The sequence below is a fragment of the Rhodococcus sp. 24CO genome (genome assembly GCF_050586165.1).
GTDB lineage: Bacteria > Actinomycetota > Actinomycetes > Mycobacteriales > Mycobacteriaceae > Rhodococcus_F.
In genome coordinates this window covers 16,992-37,193 of sequence record NZ_JAZFNF010000010.1, presented here as the reverse complement: position 1 = coordinate 37,193, position 20,202 = coordinate 16,992, and the positions used below count along the sequence as shown (strand labels likewise).

The following is a 20,202-nucleotide window of genomic DNA, read 5'->3' as shown; positions in this document are numbered from 1 at the left end:
TCCTCCGCGCTCGATCGACAATCGGGCCTACTTCGGAGTCTGGCACGAGTGGGTTCGACGTGTATACAACCGCGTTGGGTCACACCAGCGTGCGCCTCGAGACGACAGCGAAGTTCAGCGGGATCTTCGGCGACCCCGGCGGCAGTGTCCAGCCGTTGGCACAGGGGATGAGGTCAGGGGCGTGCTTCGTGTCCGGGATATCCGTGAGTTCGCCGGGCTTCTTTCATTTCGGACTCGAAGACGTGTCGGCTCCCGTTGCACAGCTCGTTGCGCACGAGCATTTCGGACTTTCGGAACGCGGACCAGAAGTTGTCGTCGAACTCCTCGACGATTTGGAAGGTCCATCGTCCGTGAAGAACGTTGCGTCCGACCAGCTCGGTTTCTATTTTCTCTGCGAGGTCGTCGCGGCCGGCGTCGCGCAGTTTCTGGACCGCTTGGTCGAGCATCAGGTCGGCATGCCCGATCAATTGGTGAAAGTCGTACAAGCGTCCACGGGCGCGTTCGACGGTCTCGAGAGCTTCGGAGAGTTTGCCTGCGGCGGCAACCTCGTCGTCGCTCGCTTCGTGGGGCCGTGAATTGTCGGGTGGATCGGGTATCTGCTGATTCGGCATGGCTCGCACATACCCATCGCACACAAATACCGAACATCGTCATTTCGAGATAGTGGTCTTCGTCGAAAGCTTCAACCCGCTACCGAGGGTGCCGGGTGGCTCAGGCGGGCTGGTTTGCACTCGGAGTGATGGTGAGGCGTTCGAGTCGACCGGAGTCGTCCAGTTGGAAGCAGTAGTCGAGGTCGACCAGCCCACCGGGGAACGTTCCTTCGAGCCGGCACCTGACCGAGGTCGTTCTAGTGGCGGCGTCGCTGGTCGTGGATATCGGCGTTGTGGTGTACGTGTACTGACTTGCGACTCGACCCAGCCATGCCCTGATCTGGGTGACACCGATGTAGTCGTGCCCGTCGTCTGTGACGTGTGCATCTTCGACAAATAGCGACACCGCGGCTGTGCGATCCTCCGCTTCAGCGAGGGTCAGGTAGGCGCGTACGGCGTCTGGGCAGTCTGCAATCAGCGGATTCGTCATGGCAGTTCCTCCAGGGAGTTTTGGTGTGGTCGAAAAAAGGCTCGCTGCGGCGTCCTCGCGAGTGCCGTGTCGGCCAACGCTCCGAAATCGGAACGCTTCGTATCATCGAGCTACTCACGACGCAGGCTCGCTGTCCGAGTTGCTTTCCGATCGACAGCATCGAAGATCGGTTCGAGTCTCAGCGTTTGTCGAGGAGACGGCGAATCCCGCCGATTCGGTCGCTCAGCCTCGGCGGCGTGCGCTCCGGATCCATCAGTGCATTTTCAGCGAGCACGTGGTCTTCGCTGTCGACTGTGTTCCGGTCGAATTCACGCAGACTGCGGCCGTCTGAGGACGCAAGTGCGCGAACCGTCGTCAACAGTGAGTGCTCCCGCAACGTGTCGTCGACCTCATTCTCGGTGACGTCGAGGTGCTCGCTGAGCAGTCGGCGCCGCAGTCCGACGATCGAGGCCCGCAACTCGACATCTGAATCGTCGTCGGATTCGACGGCGATGTCACACTCGGTGTCGAAGCCCATCGAACGGTTGTTGAGGTTCGATGACCCGATTCGCAGGAGTCGATCATCCATCACCAGGATCTTTGCGTGCACGTAAATAGTTGCACCAGAGGAGGTCACGGGATAGAACGCACCGAACCGGTCATGGACGTCAGCAGTCCACAACAGATGCAACAGGTCGTGGCGTGCCCCGTCCATCGCCTTTTTTTCCAGCCATCCGTCGGCGTTGCGCGGAATGACCAGAACGATCTCCGGTCCGTCGGCCTCACGCAGGCGCGCGGCAATCGCCTCGGCCAGCGTGCGTGAGGCGAGGTACTGGCTTTCGATGTACAGCATGTGTTCGGCACCGGCGATGGCCGCGAGATAGAGCGCCTCGATCTCGCGTACCTCCGTGCGTTCGCCGAGTTCCGGCAGCGTTCTGGCGATGGCTACGTCGACGACGCGCAAAGTGGGAGCCAAATTGACAGGCCACGGCGTCGTAGTGCTCTGGACCGGTGCCAGGTCCTCGCCGGTTGCGGATTTCCAGCGTGCCCGCGCCAATTCACCGATGGCCGCAGCTGCACTGCCGTCTACCGCTGTGGTCGCGTCATGCCAAGGGCCGTAACGCCTTCCGCTCGGTGTGATTCGGTAGTCGTTGCGGTCGACGTGATCCGAGGTGTCCCAGCGGTCCACCGTCATGTCGATGCCGCCGCAGAACGCCAGAGCATCGTCGATGACGATGATTTTCTGATGGTGTGCGGCGCCCACGGGGTGGGCGCCGTCGATTTCGAACCGAAGACGCTCGTTGGTCAACCAGTTCGACACGAAGACGGGAGTCATGCCGCGTCCGATTGCGGTGAAGGCCCCTATGTTCCATTTCAGGACGAGGATTTCGAGGTCGGGTTTCTCGCGGACAAGCCAGCGTAGGAACATGCCCAGCCGATTTGGGCCGTCGAGCGTCTTCTCGCGCGGCTCGAGTTTGATGCGCGTGTCGAAGTCCCAGCCGATCAACATGATTCGTTTTTCCGCTTGTAGCATCGCGGACTTCGCATGATGAAAGTAGTCAGCGGCATCGACAATGCAGGCAAGATTGTCAGCCGGCTCGATGCGCCAGCAGGTTTCGCCCGGAGCCAGAATTCTGCTCACACAGCGACCATATCGGCGTGGGCAGTTTCCGACCCTGCTTCCTTGGATACTTCTCGCGCCACGACGTCGACATGTGTGGCGAGCAACTCCGAAAGCTCTTCCCCTGCAACGGTGCTGGCTACCAACCCGAAGATTCTCACCTCGGATGCTCCGTAGCGGCGGCGCACCGACTCCCGCTCAGTGCGCTTCGCGCTCGACACGGACCGCAGTTGCCGACTGTGGAGCGGTGCGGTCATGTGGGCTCCTTGGAAGTGACGGTTCGCGATGATGATACCGCTCAGCTAAAGAAGCCGAGGAGCGGTCCTTAGCTCCGCGTTCCAGGTATCGCGGCCATGAGTGACGGACCCTGGGTAGGCGTTGCGGCCCAGTTAGCTGCGTGACAGTAGAGCTAGTCCGATTGTCGACCACTTGAAGTCGAAGGCCATTCCGTCCGAGTCGGTTGCTGAACGACTTCTCGGCCTGATCACGTCCGTCGACGGGTGGTCATCCCCAACGCGCGTGGCGGGGCAGCGCTGGGGATGTGCGGTGCAAGGGTCACCAACCGCGCTCGCGCCATTCCTGCAGGTGCGGACGCTCGGCGCCCAGCGTCGTGTCCTTGCCGTGGCCGGGGTAGACGATGGCGGAGTCGTCGTAGCGTGCGAAGAGCTTGGTCTCGACGTCGCTGAGCAGTGAGGTGAATTTCTCGGGATCAGCGGTCTTGCCGACTCCGCCTGGAAAGAGCGAATCGCCGGTGAAGATGTGAAGCTGACCGGACGGTTCGGTGAGCACGAGTGCGATGGAGCCGGGGGTGTGGCCGGACAGGTGGATGACATCCAAGCTCAGGTTGCCGACCGTGACGCTGTCGCCGTCCTCGAGCAGTACGTCCGGGGTCACGGGAAGTGCTTCGGCGTCGAGGGGGTGCGCAGCGGTTGGCACGTTGGTGGCAGCGTGGACGTCTTTCAGTGCCAGCCAGTGGTCGCCGTGCTGGTGTGTGGTGACGATGGAGTCGAACACCGGAGCTTCCTGCTCGATCAGCGCAACGATTTTCTCGGCTTCGTTGGCCGCGTCGATCAGGAGTGATTTCCCGGTTGCGGAACAGACCACGAGGTAGGTGTTGTTGTCCATGGGGCCGACTGACATCTTCGTGATGGTTGCACTGTCGATGGTGCGTCGTTGAGGCGCAGAATCGGGGGAGAGCTGACCGGTATAGGAGTTGTCGATCACGATGGGCTGATTCGTCATGATTCGCAGGCTACCTTCGAATAGGGGCTGGTAGAACGCTGGGTTCGTGCTTGCAGTCAAAACTTGTCGGTGGCTCGGCCTACCATGGCGTCGTTCGAGGACTCGCTGCGTTTGAGTGCTCGAGATGTCGGTGATGTCGCTGGTGGACAGCCCAGATGAATGACGATGAAGGGAATTGGTGTGTCGGATCGCCTGATCGTGCGGGGTGCGCGAGAGCACAATCTGCGAGGAGTCGACCTGGATCTCCCGCGAGACAGCATGATCGTCTTCACGGGTTTGTCGGGTTCGGGTAAATCCAGCCTTGCGTTCGACACGATCTTCGCCGAAGGACAGCGTCGGTATGTCGAGTCACTCTCGGCGTACGCGCGTCAGTTCCTGGGCCAGATGGACAAACCCGACGTCGATTTCATCGAAGGCTTGTCGCCTGCGGTGTCGATCGATCAGAAGTCGACCAACCGGAACCCTCGATCAACCGTCGGAACCATTACCGAGGTCTACGACTACCTTCGTCTCCTCTATGCCCGCGCGGGTTCCGCTCACTGCCCGGTATGTGGTGAGAAAATCGCGCGTCAGACGCCTCAACAGATCGTCGATCAGGTCCTCGACATGGAGGAGGGCATCAAGTTTCAGGTCCTCGCTCCGGTGGTGCGCACCCGCAAGGGTGAGTTCGTCGACCTTTTCGAACAGCTCAACACGCAGGGTTACTCACGTGTACGGGTTGATGGTGTCGTCTACCCCTTGACCGATCCGCCGAAGCTGAAGAAGCAGGAAAAGCACGACATCGAAGTTGTCGTCGATCGTCTGCAGGTGAAGGCAAGCTCCAAGCAGCGACTCACGGATTCGGTCGAGACCGCTCTCCGCCTTGCCGAGGGCATTGTTGTTCTCGACTTTGTCGACCGTGAAGAAAACGCGCCTGACCGGGAGCGGCGATTCTCCGAAAAGCTGGCGTGCCCCAACGCCCATCCACTCGCGATCGACGATCTCGAGCCGCGTTCGTTCTCGTTCAACTCGCCGTACGGAGCCTGCCCGGAGTGCACGGGTCTGGGTATTCGTAAAGAGGTAGACCCCGAACTTGTTGTTCCCGATGCGGAATTGAGTCTCGAGGACGGAGCTATCGCGCCGTGGTCGATGGGGCAGAGTTCCGAGTACTTCGGGCGCTTGCTGTCCGGCCTCGGCGACATCCTCGGCTTCGACATGAAGACGCCGTGGAACAAGCTTCCAGCCAAGGCGCGCAAGGCAATTCTCGAGGGCAGTGAGGAACAGGTCCACGTCCGGTACAAGAACCGGTACGGGCGTACCCGTTCTTACTATGCGGAGTTCGAGGGCGTCATGCCCTTCCTGCATCGCAGGCTCGAGCAGACCGAATCTGATCAGATGAAGGAACGCTACGACGGCTACATGCGCGACACCCCGTGTCCCGCGTGTGGCGGTGCGCGACTGCGTCCGGAAATCCTGTCGGTGACCATTGCCGCCGGAGATTTCGGCAGCAAGTCCATCGCGGAGGTGTGTGAACTCTCGATCTCCGACTGCGCAGATTTCCTGAACAGTCTCACGCTCGGTTCACGCGAAGAAGCCATCGCGGGACAGGTGCTCAAGGAAGTTCAGGCCCGCCTCGGATTCCTCCTCGACGTCGGCCTCGAATATCTCTCGCTGTCGCGTGCCGCTGGCACCCTGTCCGGCGGCGAGGCCCAGCGAATCCGGCTGGCAACGCAGATCGGTTCGGGTCTTGTCGGTGTGCTCTACGTGCTGGACGAGCCGTCCATCGGTTTGCACCAGAGAGACAACCGTCGCCTGATCGAAACGCTGACCAGGCTTCGCGATCTCGGCAATACCCTGATTGTGGTCGAGCACGACGAAGACACGATTCGTACCTCCGACTGGGTGGTCGACATCGGTCCGTACGCCGGCGAGCACGGCGGCCAGGTAGTTCACAGCGGACCCTACGAAGAGCTGCTCACCTGCGACGAGTCCATTACCGGCGCGTACCTGTCCGGGCGAAAGTTCATCGAGGTCCCCGAGATCCGTCGCCCGGTCGATCGTAAGCGGCAGGTCACCGTTGTCGGTGCGCGTGAGCACAACCTCGACGGCATCGACGTGAGCTTCCCGTTGGGTGTTCTCACCGCCGTCACCGGCGTTTCCGGTTCGGGGAAGTCGACGTTGGTGAACGACATCCTGGCCACCGTCATGGCAAACAAGCTCAACGGTGCTCGTCAGGTGCCGGGCCGCCACACCCGAATCAACGGACTCGATCAACTCGACAAGTTGGTTCAGGTCGATCAGTCGCCGATCGGCCGTACCCCGCGGTCCAACGCGGCCACCTACACCGGTGTGTTCGACAAGATTCGTACGCTGTTCGCTGCGACCACCGAAGCCAAGGTGCGAGGCTATCAGCCGGGCCGTTTCTCGTTCAACGTCAAGGGCGGTCGCTGCGAGGCATGCTCTGGTGACGGCACACTCAAGATCGAGATGAACTTCCTGCCCGACGTGTACGTACCGTGCGAAGTTTGCCACGGGGCTCGGTACAACCGCGAGACTCTCGAGGTTCACTACAAGGGCAAGTCCATCGCCGAGGTGCTGGACATGCCCATCGAGGAGGCAGCGGAGTTCTTCCAGCCGGTCACCTCGATTCACCGGTACTTGAAGACTCTGGTGGACGTCGGTCTCGGTTACGTGCGACTGGGACAGCCGGCACCGACGCTGTCCGGTGGTGAGGCTCAGCGCGTGAAGCTTGCTGCCGAGCTTCAGAAGCGTTCCACCGGACGTACCGTCTACATCCTCGACGAGCCGACAACCGGCCTGCATTTCGAAGACATTCGCAAGTTGCTGATCGTGATCAACGGATTGGTCGACAAGGGCAACAGTGTCATCGTGATCGAGCACAACCTCGACGTCATCAAGACATCGGACTGGGTTGTCGACATGGGTCCCGAAGGTGGATCCGGCGGCGGAACCGTTGTGGCAGAAGGAACACCGGAAGAAATTGCTGCCGTGCCCGAGAGCTACACCGGCAAGTTCCTCAGCGAGGTGCTCAGCGCGCAAAAGGCTCCCGTGAAGACGAAGACTGTGGCGAAGAAGCGCGCGGCGAAGGCTGCCGCCCCCAAGAAGGCTGCGCCGCGGAAGAAGTCCGCCTCGGTGGCCTGACCAGGTGAGATAGGTGTGATGTCAGTGATGCCGGGACAGTCTGTCTGTCCCGGCATCACTGCTATGCCGGCGTCGTGAGGCTACGCGTCTGCAGCGTCGAGGATGGCGTGAGCCAACTCCTTCGGGCGTGACCACATCGGCCAGTGTCCGGTGGGGAGATCGACGTACGTCACCGGCAACTTCGCCAGTTCGACGGCAACGGGCAATCCGCCGTCGGCCATCTGTTTGATGACGTCGGAGGGAAAGCTGCTGCACACCACAGTGGTGGGAACCGAATAGCGTCTCGGATCGGTCAGGACGATCTGATCTCGAGCTGCGCCCGCAGGTTCGGGGACAGCGCGATCACGAAACGCCGTCAGTGCGTCGTCGTCGAGTCCCTCGATGCTGCTCCCGTCTGCTTCCAGTTCGGCCCAAGTCGGCAGTGGAACCTCGACCGCGTCGTCGGCGAGATCGGGTCGAAGAGCGGTGCCGTCCGGCATCGGACCGCTGTCGACGTAGACGATGCGCGCAATCTGGTCGGGCACGCGATCGGTCGCGGCGTAGCCGGACGCTCCGGCACCACTGTGTACGACGAGGATCGTGCGTTGGTCCGACCGCGAGACGGCGTCGACGATTGCGCTGACGTGGGAATCGAGAGTCACGGTGTTCCGGGGCGAGTCCATCGACTCGAGTCCCGGAAGTGTTAGTGCGGTGACGCGGGTGTCAGGGCGTTCCAGGTGGGGGAGTACCGCATCCCACGCCCATGCGCCGAGCCAGAATCCGGGAACCAGAATGATGTGAGTTTTCATGAGCCCATAGTGGCGGGCTATCGGTGACAACTGCGTGTCACCGATTTTGTCACCGTTTGGTATCGAAATTTGCGACAATCGGAAACGTGAATCGAGCGGCCAGATTGCACGCACTCCTCGAAGAGTTGCGTCGTCGTGGCGATCGCGGGTCAAATGCTGCGCAGTTGGCTGCGCAATTCGGTGTCACGCCGCGCACAGTCAAGCGTGACATCGAGACATTGACGGAGTCGGGGTCCGCGATCGAAGGTCGCTGCGGACCTGGCGGCGGCTACCGTCTGATTGGCCGCGCGACGCTACCTCCGGTGAATTTCACTGTCCCGCAGGCAGTGTCGATCGCCTTGGCCTTGACTGCCGTCGGAGACGCCCCGTTCACGGACGACGGACGGGCAGCCCTGGCCAAACTCCTCGACGTCATGGACGCCGACAGTCGGGCCAGAGTTGAGGAACTCAGCGGGCGCGTCTGGGTCCGGCATGGCGAAGAATCCGATGACGAGTCAGGAGTGAACCGGCGCGCGATCGAGCAGGCATTGGAACGTAAGTGCGTTGTGTCGTTGCGGTACATCGACGGAGACGGTGCCGAATCGACGCGTGCGGTCGAGCCACATTTGCTGGCTCACACCCGAGATCGGTGGTTCGTGATCGGTTGGTGCCGAACGAGGGACGCGGTTCGGTGGTTTCGTCTCGATCGGATCCAGAAAGCAACGCTGACCAAGGAGCTTTTCGTTCCCCGGGAGACTGCGCTGTTCGGAGAGCCGCCGCCGACGGCGCGGTCGGCGGCCAACGTGAGTTGACGGCTCAGGAGCTCATATTCCGTGCCGCAGCAACGGATTCCGCGACAAGTTCTTCCAAGACGGAGCGATCGACGTCACTGAGTCGTTTGACATAGAGGCAACCTTTGCCGATCTTGTGCTTGCCTAGGCGGCCGAGTGTCTCGGCGTGCTCGTCGAAGTTCAGTGACAAGTAGAGAGTCAATGCGGTGGCTCGGGGTGAGAACCCGATCAGTGCGGTGTCACCTTCGTGTCCGCTTGCGTAGCGATAGTGGCGGGCGCCGAATCCGATGATGCTGGTGCCCCACATCACCGGCGGTTCTCCGGTCGCAGCCGACAGTACGGAAATCAGTTCCGTACTGTCGGCGCGTTTGACCGGGTCGGCAATTCGATCGACAAAGGCGCCGACGTCGTCTGGAGTCGGTTGCGTTTTGTTCGCGGTTGCCATGTTTGCGGTCGCAGTTCGCGGCTCAGTAGACCGGACCGGTGAACTTCTCGCCCGGGCCCTTGCCGGGCTCGTCGGGGTGCGACGACGCTTCCCGGAACGCGCGCTGGAGGGCCTGCAGGCCTTCGCGAATGGGACCGGCGTGGGGGCCGAGGTATTCGACGGATGCGGTGACCAGTCCGGCCAGTGCGGTGATGACGCGGCGCGCTTCGTCCAGGTCCAGGTACGGGCTGGCCGACGGGTCGGCGTCGGACAGTCCGAGCTTCTCTGCTGCGGAGCTCATCAGCATCACGGCGGCGCGGCTGATGACCTCGACTGCGGGAACCTCGGAGAGTTCGCGGACATCAGGGTTCGCGTCGGTGTTCTGATCTGCTTCGAAGTTCTCACTCATGTCTGCAAGGATTCCATCACTGTCCGCAGCAGTTCAATCTGGCCTTGTCTTGTGCAGGCGCGATTAGATTCATCGCCGTCGGCCTGATACTCTTGTGCCAACGACCGCCTCCGACATGTTCGGGGGCAGCAAGTGGAGCCCGACTCCCACCTCTGCACGGCAGGTAAAACTGCAGTTCAGTGGTTCCGGTCACCTGAAGGAAGAATCTATTCTTCTTCAGGTTCCTCGTCTAGTCGAGGAGATTGTTCCTGGCGTGAGCTGGGTTTGATCTGATCGGTCGACATCGGGCCCCGCGGAGAAATATCACCGCGGGGTTTTTTGTTGGGGTTTGGGTAGAACTAGCTGCGTGCGGTCATAAGACCGCACCGTTCAACCTAGGAGGCCCCATCAGCACTGAGACCCGCATCAACGATCGAATCCGCGTTCCCGAGGTCCGTTTGGTCGGACCTGGCGGTGAACAGGTAGGCATCGTGCGTGTTGAAGATGCACTCCGCTTGGCTCTGGAAGCCGACCTCGACCTTGTCGAGGTAGCTCCTGATGCCCGTCCGCCGGTCTGCAAGATCATGGACTACGGCAAGTTCAAGTACGAAGCTGCACAGAAAGCCCGTGAGTCTCGCAAGAACCAGACTCTTACGGTCATCAAGGAGCAGAAGCTTCGCCCCAAGATCGACGCCCACGACTACGAGACCAAGAAGCGCAACGTTGTTCGCTTTCTCGAAGCTGGTTCCAAGGTCAAGGTCACGATCATGTTCCGCGGTCGTGAGCAGTCACGCCCCGAACTCGGCTACCGCCTTCTGCAGCGTCTGGGAGCAGACGTCGCGGATCTCGGATTCGTCGAGACCTCGGCCAAGCAGGACGGTCGCAACATGACGATGGTTCTGGCGCCACACAAGGGTGCCAAGACTCGCGTCAAGGCTCAGGAAAGCGCTCAGGCGCCAGTCGCTCAGGCGGCTCCGAAGCCGGCGCCCGAAGCCCCGGCAGCGCCGGCAGCCCCGGCAGCCGACGAAGCGGCTCCCGAAGCTCCGACCAGCTAGTCGATTCCCTAAGCATCATCACGTAACAAAGAACTGAGGACTCCATGCCCAAGATGAAGACCCACAGCGGCGCCTCGAAGCGATTCAAGGTATCCGGTTCCGGCAAGCTCCTGCGCCAGAAGGCCGGCCGTCGCCACCTTCTCGAGCACAAGGCCAGCAAGGTCACCCGTCGTCTCGACGGTGTCGCTGTCGTCAGCCCTGATGACGCACCGCGCATCAAGCGCATGCTCGGCATCTGAGTCGTCCCCCTTACTGACCACCCGGGGCCGAATCTCAGCCCCTAGATTGACAGGATTTTCACGTGGCACGCGTAAAGAGGGCGGTCAACGCCCAGAAGAAGCGTCGTTCAATTCTTGCTGCATCCAGCGGCTACCGTGGACAGCGTTCGCGTCTGTACACCAAGGCCAAGGAGCAGCAGCTCCACTCGATGGTGTACGCATACCGCGACCGTCGTGCACGCAAGGGTGAGTTCCGCAAGCTGTGGATCACGCGTATCAACGCTGCAGCTCGGGCCAACGACATCACGTACAACCGCCTGATCCAGGGCCTGCGCCTGGCTGAGGTCGACGTCGACCGCAAGATCCTCGCCGAGCTCGCCGTCTCCGATGCAGAGGCCTTTGCCGGCCTCGTTGCACTCGCGAAGGCCGCTCTGCCGGCTGACGTGAATGCGCCTGCCGGAGAAGCAGCCTGATCGACGCATCACAGCAACGGCCCGTGGATCCGCTCACCGAGCGGACTCCGCGGGTCGTTTCTGCTGTCAAGCTCCTGCGCACAGCAGAACGACGTAAAGCAGGACGATTCCTGGTCGAGGGCGAAAACTCCGTCACGGAGGTTTTGAAGGCCAACAGCTCTACAGCCACCGTGGTCCGCGACCTCTTCTACACCGAGGCCGCTGCCGATCGGTATCAACACGTCATCGATCTGGCGTTGAGCTCCGGAGTTCGCGCTGCGCTCGTCACCGACCGCGCAGCCAAGGCATTGAGCGACACCGTGACTCCGCCCGGCCTGGTTGCCGTGTGTGATCTCCTCGATGTTCCGCTGTCGGACGCGATCCGCCCGGATACCAAGCTCTTGGCTGTTCCGGTCGAGGTCAATGAACCCGGCAACGCTGGCACGGTAATTCGGATTGCCGACGCAGTTGGCGCTGATGCCGCGATTCTCGCCGGCGACAGTGTGGACCCGCACAACGGCAAAGTCGTTCGTTCGTCGGCGGGCAGCCTGTTCCATCTTCCGGTTGTTCGTGAACGCGATACCGATTCGGTGATCGAACAGATCCGCGCCGCCGGTATTCAGATACTGGCGACTGCTGCCGACGGAGAGATCGACCTCGACAACGCAGACGAGTTGTTGAGCAAGCCGACGGCCTGGCTGTTCGGAAACGAAGCGCACGGTCTTGATCCAGCCGTAGCGGCCCGCGCTGATTACCGTGTCCGTATTCCGATCCACGGGCGCGCCGAAAGCCTTAATCTGGCGACTGCAGCCGCTATCTGCCTCTATGCGAGTGCGCGGGTGCAAAATCGCGACACCGATCAGGGCTGACAAATAAGACGGAAGTGACCTCTCGGAATTCCGTTTGCGGAAGCCTGAGAGAATGCAAGAGCGTAACAATGCTCGACACAATGCTCGACCGCAGTAGAGAAGCAAACCGAGAAGCGACAGGAGTGTCACAGCCGTGGCCAAAAATGAGGGCGCGACCCCGCCGGACGTCGATGCGAGTGCGCTCACCGAAGAGGCGCTGACCGCGGCCGCGGAGAACGCAGAGAAGGCGCTCGCGGAGGCAGCGGACCTGGATGCATTGGCTCAGGTCAAGGTTGAGCACATGGGGGACAAGTCCCCGATCGCCCTCGCTCGCCGTGGTCTCGGCAGCCTTCCCGGTAAGGAAAAGGCCGAAGCGGGTAAACGCGTCAACATCTTCCGCACTCGCATCAGTTCGGCGTACGACGCGCGACGCGAGGTCCTCCTTGCCGAACGTGACGCCGCGGTGCTGGTTGCCGAGGCAATCGACGTCACCCTGCCGTCCGATCGTTATCCAGTGGGTGCCCGTCATCCCATCAGCTTGATCTCCGAGCAGGTCGCCGACGTATTTGTCGCGATGGGCTGGGAGGTCGCCGAGGGGCCGGAGGTCGAGACCGAGCACTTCAACTTCGACGCTCTGAACTTCCTGCCGGATCATCCCGCGCGGACCATGCAGGACACGTTCCACCTGGCTCCGGAGAACTCGCGTCAGGTGCTGCGCACGCACACCTCGCCGGTGCAGGTGCGCACGATGCTCACGCGTGAGGTTCCGATTTACGTCGTCTGCCCCGGTCGTACGTTCCGTACCGACGAACTCGATGCGACGCACACCCCGGTGTTCTCTCAGGTCGAGGGCCTTGCTGTCGACAAGGGCCTGACGATGGCCAATCTTCGGGGAACTCTGGACGCGTTCGCGCGCGCATTGTTCGGTCCCGAGACTCGGACGCGTATGCGCCCCAACTACTTCCCGTTCACGGAACCGTCGGCCGAGGTCGACGTGTGGTTCGCGAACAAGAAGGGTGGCGCAGGGTGGGTCGAATGGGGTGGCTGCGGCATGGTCAACCCGAACGTGCTGCGCGCCAGCGGAATTGATCCCGACGAGTACTCGGGATTTGCGTTCGGTATGGGTCTGGAGCGGACTTTGCAGTTCCGCAACGGTATCCCGGACATGCGTGACATCGTCGAAGGCGACGTGCGTTTCACGCTGCCTTTCGGTGTTGCCGGCTGACCGGTCCGGCATTCGGACCTTTTCGACCAACAGACTTATCGAGAAAACGAGAGAGCTGAGCTGACGTGCGAGTAGCGCAATCCTGGCTGACCGAGATCCTGCAGCGGGCAACTCCGGAGTGGGAGGTCACTCCCGAAGAGTTGGACGCGGGGTTCGTCCGGGTAGGACTCGAAGTCGAGGAACTCGACACACTCGAGGCAATCGACGGCCCCCTGGTGGTCGGCAAGGTCCTCGAGATCACCGAACTCACCGAGTTCAAGAAGCCGATCCGTTTCTGCCAGGTCGAGGTCGGCGAAGCAGAGCCTCGCGGCATCGTCTGTGGTGCTCGCAATTTCGCCGAGGGTGACCTCGTCGTTGTTGCGTTGCCCGGCGCTGTCCTACCTGGCGGCTTCGCCATCGCGAGTCGTGAGACGTACGGCAAGATTTCCGACGGAATGATCTGCTCAGTCGCGGAACTCGGCATCGGCAAGGATCACTCGGGCATTCTGGTGCTCGAGCCCGGCACTGCTGAGCCCGGCGCGGACGGCAACGAGTTGCTCGGACTCGGTGACACGATCATCGAACTGAACATCACCCCGGACCGTGGTTACTGCTTCTCGGTGCGCGGCCTTACCCGTGAACTCGCGTGCGGCTTCGATCTCGAATTTGCCGATCCCGCTTCGGTTCCCGCTCACCCCGCTGAGGGGCAGGCCTGGCCGGTGCAGCTCGAACCGGAGTCCAAGGCGACGCGTTTCGTGATGCGCAAGGTCACCGGTATCGACCCCAAGGCAGTCAGCCCGTGGTGGATGCAGCGACGGTTGCTGCTCTCGGGTGTTCGCCCGATCTCTCCCGCTGTTGACGTCACCAACTACGTGATGCTCGAACTGGGTCAGCCGCTGCACGCATTCGATGCGAATGCGGTGAAGGGTGACCTGGTGATTCGCCGCGCGAAGGCCGGTGAGAAGCTCACCACTCTCGATGAGGTCGAGCGCACCCTCGATCCCGAGGATGTGGTGATCGTCGACGATTCCGGCGTCATCTCGTTGGCTGCAGTCATGGGCGGCGCGACCACCGAGGTCGGGTCCGAGACCACGGACATCCTGCTCGAGGCAGCTACCTGGGATCCGCTTGCGGTCTTCAAGACTGCGCGTCGGCACAAGCTGTCCAGTGAGGCCAGCAAGCGTTTCGAGCGCGTTGTCGACCCGGCGATCCCGGTTGCGGCAGTCGACCGCGCAGCAGCACTCCTCGTCGAGATCGCTGGTGGCCGTATCGAACCCGTCCTCACCGATGTCGGTGCGGTTGCGCCGCGTGAAGCGATTCGGATGGACATCGACCTTCCCGATCGGGTAGCCGGAGTCAGCTACCCCAACGGCACGGCTGCCCGTCGTCTCACTCAGGTCGGTTGCACTGTCGAGGTGGGAGTCAGCGACGAAGGGCACGGCCAGTTGGTCGCGACCCCGCCGTCGTGGCGTCCGGACCTGGTTCAGCCTGCTGATCTGGTCGAAGAGGTCCTGCGTCTCGAAGGCCTCGAGCAGATTCCGTCGGTTCTCCCGGCCGCACCTGCCGGACGTGGACTGACGCCGAAACAGCGCCGCAAGCGTACGGTGTCCAAGGCGATTGCACATGCCGGATTCGTCGAGGTGCTGCCGCCGGTGTTCCTGCCCACCAACATCTTCGATGTCTGGGGCCTGGACAGTGACGATCCGCGTCGCAACACCAGCAAGGTGCTCAATCCGCTCGAGGCGGATCGCCCCGAACTGGCTACGACGCTCCTGCCGGGCTTGTTGGAGGTATTGGCTCGCAACGCTTCTCGTGGCCAGCGTGATCTTGCGCTGTACGGCATTGCCCAGGTTGTGCTTCCGGGGCCGGATACCAAGCCTGTCGACGCATTGCCGGTCGACCGTCGCCCGACGGACGATCAGATCGCAAACCTGATCGCGTCACTGCCCGAGCAGCCCGTACACGTTGCGGCTGTACTCAGTGGTTTGCGTGAGCTCAACGGCCCGTGGGGTCCCGGCCGCGCCGCAGAGGCATCGGACACGTTTGCTGCAGTGCGAGTCATTGCAGCGGCAGCCGGCGTCGAGGTTGAACTGCGTGCGGCGCAGTACCTGCCGTGGCATCCGGGACGTTGCGCCGAGGTTATTGTCGACGGCAACGTTGTCGGGCATGCCGGCGAATTGCATCCGGCTGTTCTCGAGCGTGCCGGACTTCCTGCCCGCACCTGCGCACTGGAAATCGATCTGGACGCGTTGCCGTTGGTCGAGAACCTGCCCGCTCCGCGTGTGTCGCCCTTCCCGGCTGTTCTGCAGGACGTTGCCGTTGTTGTCGACCGCAGCGTTCCGGCTGCCGAGGTTCAGGAAGCTCTACGCGTCGGCGGCGGCGAACTTCTCGAAGATATCCGTCTCTTCGACGTCTTCGAGGGCGAGCAGGTTGGTGAAGGCCGCAAGTCGCTGGCGTTCGCACTTCGCTTCCGCGGCGTGGATCGCACCCTGACCGAGGACGAGGCCAGTGCCGCGCGTGACGCAGCAGTAGCGGCAGCGTCCAAGGCTGTTGGCGCGCAGATGCGCGGCTAACAGCACGAGTCGTCAAGGGACCCGAGGCCGCACAGGCCTCGGGTCCTTTTCTCCGTTCAGCCGTTTTCGAGAGTGTTCAGGCTTCTCGGGGAAGCCAGACGTCCGGCGCGATGGTGTCCGTCCGGCGACCCCGCTGGTCGAGCACGTGACCGAGCAGTTTGCGGAGGTAGAGCACGATCGACCGTTCCCCGATATACAACTCGGGGAACTCTCTGCGAATGCGGATCTCGAAAGTGTCGAGTTCTGCAGGCGAATGCAGCCACAACTGCACCACCAGATTCTCACTACCCACGACGGCAAAACAGTTCCGCACCTCAGGTGCTCGACTCAGGAGCCGACCCACCATGTCCAGATGCTCGGCGTCGACACGGCACCACAGCGTTGCGAGTATCGGTAGTCCCGCGATGGGCCGGGCAAATTCGCATCGTAATGCCACCAAACCCGATGAGGTCAATCGGTCGATTTGCCGTTTGCATGCGGCTGGACTGATTCCGATCGAATCGGCAAGTTCCCGCATCGGGGTGCGCCCGTCGTGAGCGAGCGTGGTGAGAAGTGTGCGGTCTTGTTCCGACACCGCGGCTACTCGCGAACGTGAGCGTCGCCCACTCGATTCGCCTGCAGCAAGGATGCCGCGCTCGGATGGCGCAAGCGCATTGAGTCGCCACCGGCCGCCCTCGGTGAACCAGCGCGTGATGATCGACGTTCGCAAGCCCTGCACGCCGTCGATCGTGGCGATCTGTTGGGAGATGAACTGCGACATGGATGCCAGATCCGGTGTTCCGGCAGTGACCAGGAGATCGGCTCTGCCCGTTGAGATTTCGATGGTTACCGCGTGGGCCGAGCTCGTCAGGTGGTCGGCAATGGCTTCGAGTTGTGACGGTGCGCAGTCGATTTCGACAGCAGCTGTCACGATGGCGTCGAGGACGCGTGGTCCAGGGGTAACTGTTACCCAGGCCAGTGCGGAGTCGGAGAGGCGGTTCCACCGGCGGGCGATTGTCGCAGCATCCAGTTCGAGTGGCGCGGCAAGTGAGAGCCACGTGGAGCGCGGGGCGAGTTGGAGCGCATTGATTATCCTCAAGTCTATTTCATCGATATACAGACCTTTGTCGGCATAATCAGCATTCATTCCGTCATTATCCGGCATATCAGCGTTAATTTCGGACTATCTGCCACTCTCGAGCGACAAGAAGGATCTGCGTCGAGCAGGCAGGGCGGACGGAAACAACGGATGAGCACAGAGAACAAGTACGCGGTGATCGGTGCGGGACCGTCGGGTTTGGCCGGGGCTCGCAACCTCGATCGGGCAGGCATCGAGTTCGACGGTTTCGAGAGCCACGATGATGTCGGTGGTCTCTGGGACATCGACAACCCGCACAGCACTGTGTACGAGTCGGCTCACCTCATCTCGTCGAAAAGTACTACAGCGTTCACGGAATTTCCGATGGCGGATTCGGTGGCCGACTATCCTAGCCACGTGGAGCTCGCCGAGTATTTCCGCGACTATGCAGATGCCCACGACCTCCGAAAACACTTCAGATTCGGAACCACCGTCGTCGAGGTCACACCAACGGACTCGCTCTGGCAGGTGACGACCCGCGGACGAGACGGGGAGACCACGTCCGCGAAGTATCGGGGTGTAATCATCGCCAACGGAACGTTGTCCAAGCCGAATATGCCCACGTTTCGCGGGCAGTTCAGCGGCGAACTCCTGCACACGAGCGAGTACCGGAGCGCAGAGATTTTCCGCGGCAAGAGGGTACTGATCATCGGGGCGGGAAACAGTGGGTGCGATATCGCCGTCGACGCCGTTCACTACGCAGATTCCGTGGATCTGAGTGTCCGACGCGGATACTATTTTGTTCCGAAGTACCTGTTCGGGCGTCCTTCGGACACGTTGAACCAGGGAAAGCCGTTGCCGCCGTGGATCAAACAACGACTCGACACTCTGGTGCTCAAACAGTTCACCGGCGATCCGGTGCGCTTCGGGTTTCCGGCGCCCGACTACAAGATCTACGAGTCTCATCCGGTGGTGAACTCGTTGATCCTGCATCACATCGGTCACGGCGACGTGCAGGTTCGCGCTGACATTGACGGGTTCGACGGGGACAGTGTCCATTTTGTCGACGGATCGGTGTCGGACTACGACCTCGTGCTGTGTGCGACCGGCTACCACCTCGACTACCCGTTCATTGCCCGTAAACATCTGGATTGGGCAGGGGCAGCGCCGGATCTGTTTCTCAACGTCGCAAGCCGGCGTCACGACAATCTGTTTGTCCTCGGGATGGTCGAAGCGTCGGGCCTCGGGTGGCAGGGTCGCTTCGAGCAGGCCGAGATGGTCGCGAAACTGATCAAAGCGCGGACCGACGCTCCCGCGGCGGCACGTGAATTCGATGCGGCCTCAGCTGGTCCGCCGCCCGACCTGTCCGGGGGATATCGGTATCTGACGTTGGGCCGGATGGCCTACTACGTGAACAAGGATGCCTACCGCGCGGCGATCAAGCGTCACATCGGTCTGCTCGACACAGCATTGACGGAAGGCGGGCAGTGATGCCGATCGACGAGGTGGTTCTCAACTTCAATCCCGGTTCGTTGATGATTCTCAACGTGGTGCTGGCCGCGATCATGCTCGGGATCGCGCTCGACACGTCGGTCGACGACTTCCGGCGAGCGTTGACCAAACCAAAGGCGATGGCGGTGGGCATCGCGGCGCAATTTGTATTGCTGCCCGCCGTGACATTTGTTCTCACACTGATTCTTTCACCGGCTCCGTCGGTTGCGCTCGGCATGATCTTGGTGGCGTGCTGCCCACCAGGCAACATCTCGAACGTCCTGACTCACCGCGCCGGCGGTGACGTCGCACTGTCGGTGTCGATGACGGCCGTGTCGAACGTGCTCGCGATCTTTCTGATGCCACTCAACTTTGCCTTCTGGGGGAGTAGACGCCCGGAGACCGACGCGTTGCTCGCGTCGGTGGACCTGAACGCACTCGAGATGGTCGTGCAGATCGCGCTCATCATCGGCGTCCCGTTCGTCCTCGGAATCTGGGCTGCCCGGACGTTCCCGGACTTGGCCGCGAAGGCCCAACCCTGGGTGAAGAACGGCGCGCTGATCGCACTGCTGATTTTCATCGTGGCAGGAGTAGCGGGCAACGCGTCGTACTTCGTCGACTACATCGGTGTGGTGCTGATTGCTGTGTTCCTGCACGACGCTGTCGCGCTCGGCCTGGGATACGTGTGTGGTGTCGCGACCGGGTTGAACGAATACAGCCGTCGCGCAGTCTCGTTCGAAGTCGGTATCCGTAACGCCGGCCTCGGGCTCGGGTTGGTCTTCACGTTCTTCGACGGCCTCGGCGGCATGGCGATCGTTGCCGGCTGGTGGGGGATCTGGGACATCATCGCAGGATTGGCGCTCGCGACACTGTGGTCGAAGCGGCGAATCCGTACGGAGGTAGCAGCGTGAGCACCGCACTGATCACAGGTGGAAACGGATTCCTCGGCACTGCAGTCGTAGCGGCCTTGACGGCGCAAGGCGTCACGGTTGTCAGTGCTGATCTGTCCGTGCCCGAGGTGGCCGCAGACCAAGTACGCCGAGTACAAGCGGACGTCCGCAGCGCTACGGAGTTGGCCGAAGTGTTTGCCGAGCACCGCCCCGACGTCGTGGTGCATCTTGCATCCATCGTCAATCCGGGCAAGCACACCACCGCAGAACAGGAGTACAGCGTCGATGTCGACGGGACGCGGAATGTACTGGCTGCGTGCGTCGAGTTCGGCGTGCGGCGAGTCGTTGTGTCGTCGTCCGGTGCGGCGTACGGCTATCACGCCGATAATCCGCCGTGGATCACCGAGGACGTCGCGGTCAGGGGCAACGACGCATTTACCTACAGCCGCCACAAGCGGCTCGTCGAGGAAATGCTGGCGGAATACCGAATGGTGCACCCGGAACTCGAGCAGGTGATCTTCCGTATCGGCACGATCCTCGGGGAGACGGTGAACAACCAGATCACCGCACTGTTCGACCGCCCCCGGCTTCTCAAGGTCGCCGGTAGCGACAGTCCATTCGTATTTGTCTGGCACACCGATGTGGCGGGTGCCTTCGCCGAAGCGGTGACGGGCGAGCAGGTCGGCATTTTCAACGTTGCCGGAGACGGAGCGTTGACGGTCGATGATCTGGCAGCACAGATGGGGAAGGGAACTCTGACACTGCCGGCGTGGCTGTTGCGTGGTGTTCTGCGCGTCGGGCGGCGTCTCGGCGTGACGGAGCACGGTCCGGAACGGGTCGGTTTTCTTCAGTACCGGCCGGTTCTCGACAATCGGCGGCTCAAGGAGCAGTTCGGTTACGTTCCCGCGTATTCGAGTCAGGAGGCGTTCACCGCGTATCTCGCGTCACGCTGACGTTCCTGGTGGCCGCCGTGGAAGGATC

At 61.9% G+C, this 20,202-nt stretch carries 20 protein-coding genes; 11 read left to right on the top strand and 9 right to left on the bottom strand.

Features of this window, described 5'->3' with window-relative positions; all coding sequences use genetic code 11:
* Positions 1–173: 173 nt before the first annotated feature.
* From V2B23_RS24340 to V2B23_RS24320, 5 genes are all read right to left on the bottom strand, one after another.
* Positions 174–611, bottom strand: coding sequence for a hypothetical protein (locus tag V2B23_RS24340; RefSeq protein ID WP_430952650.1), 438 nt, complete (start codon positions 609–611; stop codon positions 174–176).
* Between the two features lie 100 nt (positions 612–711).
* Positions 712–1,080 carry a nuclear transport factor 2 family protein gene (locus V2B23_RS24335; RefSeq protein ID WP_430952649.1) on the bottom strand — a complete coding sequence of 123 codons (369 nt, stop codon included), beginning with the start codon at positions 1,078–1,080 and terminating at the stop codon, positions 712–714.
* 178 nt (positions 1,081–1,258) lie between these two features.
* A complete protein-coding gene (locus V2B23_RS24330; protein WP_430952648.1) occupies positions 1,259–2,701 on the bottom strand; it encodes a phospholipase D-like domain-containing protein in 1,443 nt (480 codons plus the stop codon).
* Positions 2,698–2,937 (bottom strand): hypothetical protein, encoded by a 240-nt coding sequence (locus V2B23_RS24325; protein WP_430952647.1) that lies wholly within the window; start codon positions 2,935–2,937, stop codon positions 2,698–2,700. The genes V2B23_RS24330 and V2B23_RS24325 overlap by 4 nt, the downstream gene beginning before the upstream one ends.
* 298 nt (positions 2,938–3,235) lie before the next feature.
* Positions 3,236–3,922 carry an MBL fold metallo-hydrolase gene (locus V2B23_RS24320; RefSeq protein WP_430952646.1) on the bottom strand — a complete coding sequence of 229 codons (687 nt, stop codon included), beginning with the start codon at positions 3,920–3,922 and terminating at the stop codon, positions 3,236–3,238.
* Between the two features lie 180 nt (positions 3,923–4,102).
* On the opposite strand from V2B23_RS24320, the gene uvrA reads away from it, so the two are divergent.
* Positions 4,103–7,063 (top strand): excinuclease ABC subunit UvrA, encoded by a 2,961-nt coding sequence (uvrA, locus tag V2B23_RS24315; protein ID WP_430952808.1) that lies wholly within the window; start codon positions 4,103–4,105, stop codon positions 7,061–7,063.
* An 80-nt stretch (positions 7,064–7,143) separates the two neighbouring features.
* Here the strand turns inward: uvrA and V2B23_RS24310 are convergent, their stop codons facing one another.
* Complete coding sequence (locus tag V2B23_RS24310) at positions 7,144–7,851, bottom strand: alpha/beta fold hydrolase (RefSeq protein ID WP_430952645.1); 708 nt, start codon at positions 7,849–7,851, stop codon at positions 7,144–7,146.
* Between the two features lie 86 nt (positions 7,852–7,937).
* Here V2B23_RS24310 and V2B23_RS24305 point away from each other — a divergent pair, with 86 nt between their 5' ends.
* Positions 7,938–8,642, top strand: coding sequence for a helix-turn-helix transcriptional regulator (locus V2B23_RS24305; protein WP_430952644.1), 705 nt, complete (start codon positions 7,938–7,940; stop codon positions 8,640–8,642).
* Positions 8,643–8,646: 4 nt separating this feature from the next.
* Here the strand turns inward: V2B23_RS24305 and V2B23_RS24300 are convergent, their stop codons facing one another.
* Both V2B23_RS24300 and V2B23_RS24295 read right to left on the bottom strand, forming a co-directional pair.
* A complete protein-coding gene (locus tag V2B23_RS24300) occupies positions 8,647–9,066 on the bottom strand; it encodes a DUF1801 domain-containing protein (protein WP_430952643.1) in 420 nt (139 codons plus the stop codon).
* Between the two features lie 22 nt (positions 9,067–9,088).
* The gene (locus tag V2B23_RS24295) at positions 9,089–9,454 is read right to left on the bottom strand and encodes a DUF1844 domain-containing protein (protein ID WP_033230796.1); all 366 of its coding nucleotides are present in this window, start codon (positions 9,452–9,454) and stop codon (positions 9,089–9,091) included.
* Positions 9,455–9,840: 386 nt separating this feature from the next.
* On the opposite strand from V2B23_RS24295, the gene infC reads away from it, so the two are divergent.
* The 6 genes from infC (at position 9,841) to pheT (ending at position 15,783) form a co-directional block, all read left to right on the top strand.
* A complete protein-coding gene (gene infC, locus V2B23_RS24290) occupies positions 9,841–10,488 on the top strand; it encodes a translation initiation factor IF-3 (protein WP_430952807.1) in 648 nt (215 codons plus the stop codon).
* A gap of 44 nt (positions 10,489–10,532) precedes the next feature.
* Complete coding sequence (rpmI, locus tag V2B23_RS24285; RefSeq protein WP_033230795.1) at positions 10,533–10,727, top strand: 50S ribosomal protein L35; 195 nt, start codon at positions 10,533–10,535, stop codon at positions 10,725–10,727.
* 62 nt (positions 10,728–10,789) lie between these two features.
* Positions 10,790–11,179, top strand: a complete 390-nt coding sequence (rplT, locus tag V2B23_RS24280) for a 50S ribosomal protein L20 (protein ID WP_033230794.1) — start codon at positions 10,790–10,792, stop codon at positions 11,177–11,179.
* Positions 11,180–11,202: 23 nt separating this feature from the next.
* Complete coding sequence (locus tag V2B23_RS24275; RefSeq protein ID WP_430952642.1) at positions 11,203–12,027, top strand: TrmH family RNA methyltransferase; 825 nt, start codon at positions 11,203–11,205, stop codon at positions 12,025–12,027.
* A 133-nt stretch (positions 12,028–12,160) separates the two neighbouring features.
* Complete coding sequence (gene pheS / locus V2B23_RS24270) at positions 12,161–13,231, top strand: phenylalanine--tRNA ligase subunit alpha (RefSeq protein ID WP_033230792.1); 1,071 nt, start codon at positions 12,161–12,163, stop codon at positions 13,229–13,231.
* A 65-nt stretch (positions 13,232–13,296) separates the two neighbouring features.
* On the top strand, positions 13,297–15,783 hold the full coding sequence (gene pheT, locus V2B23_RS24265) for a phenylalanine--tRNA ligase subunit beta (RefSeq protein WP_430952641.1): 2,487 nt from the start codon (positions 13,297–13,299) through the stop codon (positions 15,781–15,783).
* A gap of 76 nt (positions 15,784–15,859) precedes the next feature.
* Here the strand turns inward: pheT and V2B23_RS24260 are convergent, their stop codons facing one another.
* A complete protein-coding gene (locus V2B23_RS24260; RefSeq protein ID WP_430952640.1) occupies positions 15,860–16,909 on the bottom strand; it encodes an Lrp/AsnC family transcriptional regulator in 1,050 nt (349 codons plus the stop codon).
* Between the two features lie 102 nt (positions 16,910–17,011).
* Between V2B23_RS24260 and V2B23_RS24255 the strand changes: the two genes are divergently transcribed.
* Genes V2B23_RS24255 through V2B23_RS24245 form a run of 3 tightly spaced genes read left to right on the top strand, consistent with a single transcriptional unit; the run spans position 17,012 to position 20,174 of the window.
* The gene (locus tag V2B23_RS24255) at positions 17,012–18,331 is read left to right on the top strand and encodes a flavin-containing monooxygenase (RefSeq protein WP_430952639.1); all 1,320 of its coding nucleotides are present in this window, start codon (positions 17,012–17,014) and stop codon (positions 18,329–18,331) included.
* Positions 18,331–19,242, top strand: a complete 912-nt coding sequence (locus V2B23_RS24250) for a bile acid:sodium symporter family protein (protein WP_430952638.1) — start codon at positions 18,331–18,333, stop codon at positions 19,240–19,242. Before V2B23_RS24255 ends, V2B23_RS24250 begins: the two co-directional genes overlap by 1 nt.
* Positions 19,239–20,174: an SDR family oxidoreductase gene (locus V2B23_RS24245; protein WP_430952637.1), complete on the top strand. Its 936-nt coding sequence runs from the start codon at positions 19,239–19,241 to the stop codon at positions 20,172–20,174. The genes V2B23_RS24250 and V2B23_RS24245 overlap by 4 nt, the downstream gene beginning before the upstream one ends.
* The last annotated feature ends 28 nt before the right edge of the window (positions 20,175–20,202 follow it).

Bases quoted from the DNA above. Each gene is read 5' to 3' on its own strand.
- V2B23_RS24255 (WP_430952639.1), top strand. From the start codon at position 17,012: ATGAGCACAGAGAACAAGTACGCGGTGATCGGTGCGGGACCGTCGGGT.
- V2B23_RS24300 (WP_430952643.1), bottom strand. From the start codon at position 9,066: ATGGCAACCGCGAACAAAACGCAACCGACTCCAGACGACGTCGGCGCC.
- V2B23_RS24340 (WP_430952650.1), bottom strand. From the start codon at position 611: ATGCCGAATCAGCAGATACCCGATCCACCCGACAATTCACGGCCCCAC.
- V2B23_RS24320 (WP_430952646.1), bottom strand. From the start codon at position 3,922: ATGACGAATCAGCCCATCGTGATCGACAACTCCTATACCGGTCAGCTC.
- rpmI (WP_033230795.1), top strand. From the start codon at position 10,533: ATGCCCAAGATGAAGACCCACAGCGGCGCCTCGAAGCGATTCAAGGTA.
- V2B23_RS24250 (WP_430952638.1), top strand. From the start codon at position 18,331: ATGCCGATCGACGAGGTGGTTCTCAACTTCAATCCCGGTTCGTTGATG.
- V2B23_RS24260 (WP_430952640.1), bottom strand. From the start codon at position 16,909: ATGAATGCTGATTATGCCGACAAAGGTCTGTATATCGATGAAATAGAC.
- V2B23_RS24325 (WP_430952647.1), bottom strand. From the start codon at position 2,937: ATGACCGCACCGCTCCACAGTCGGCAACTGCGGTCCGTGTCGAGCGCG.
- V2B23_RS24295 (WP_033230796.1), bottom strand. From the start codon at position 9,454: ATGAGTGAGAACTTCGAAGCAGATCAGAACACCGACGCGAACCCTGAT.
- V2B23_RS24310 (WP_430952645.1), bottom strand. From the start codon at position 7,851: ATGAAAACTCACATCATTCTGGTTCCCGGATTCTGGCTCGGCGCATGG.
- V2B23_RS24335 (WP_430952649.1), bottom strand. From the start codon at position 1,080: ATGACGAATCCGCTGATTGCAGACTGCCCAGACGCCGTACGCGCCTAC.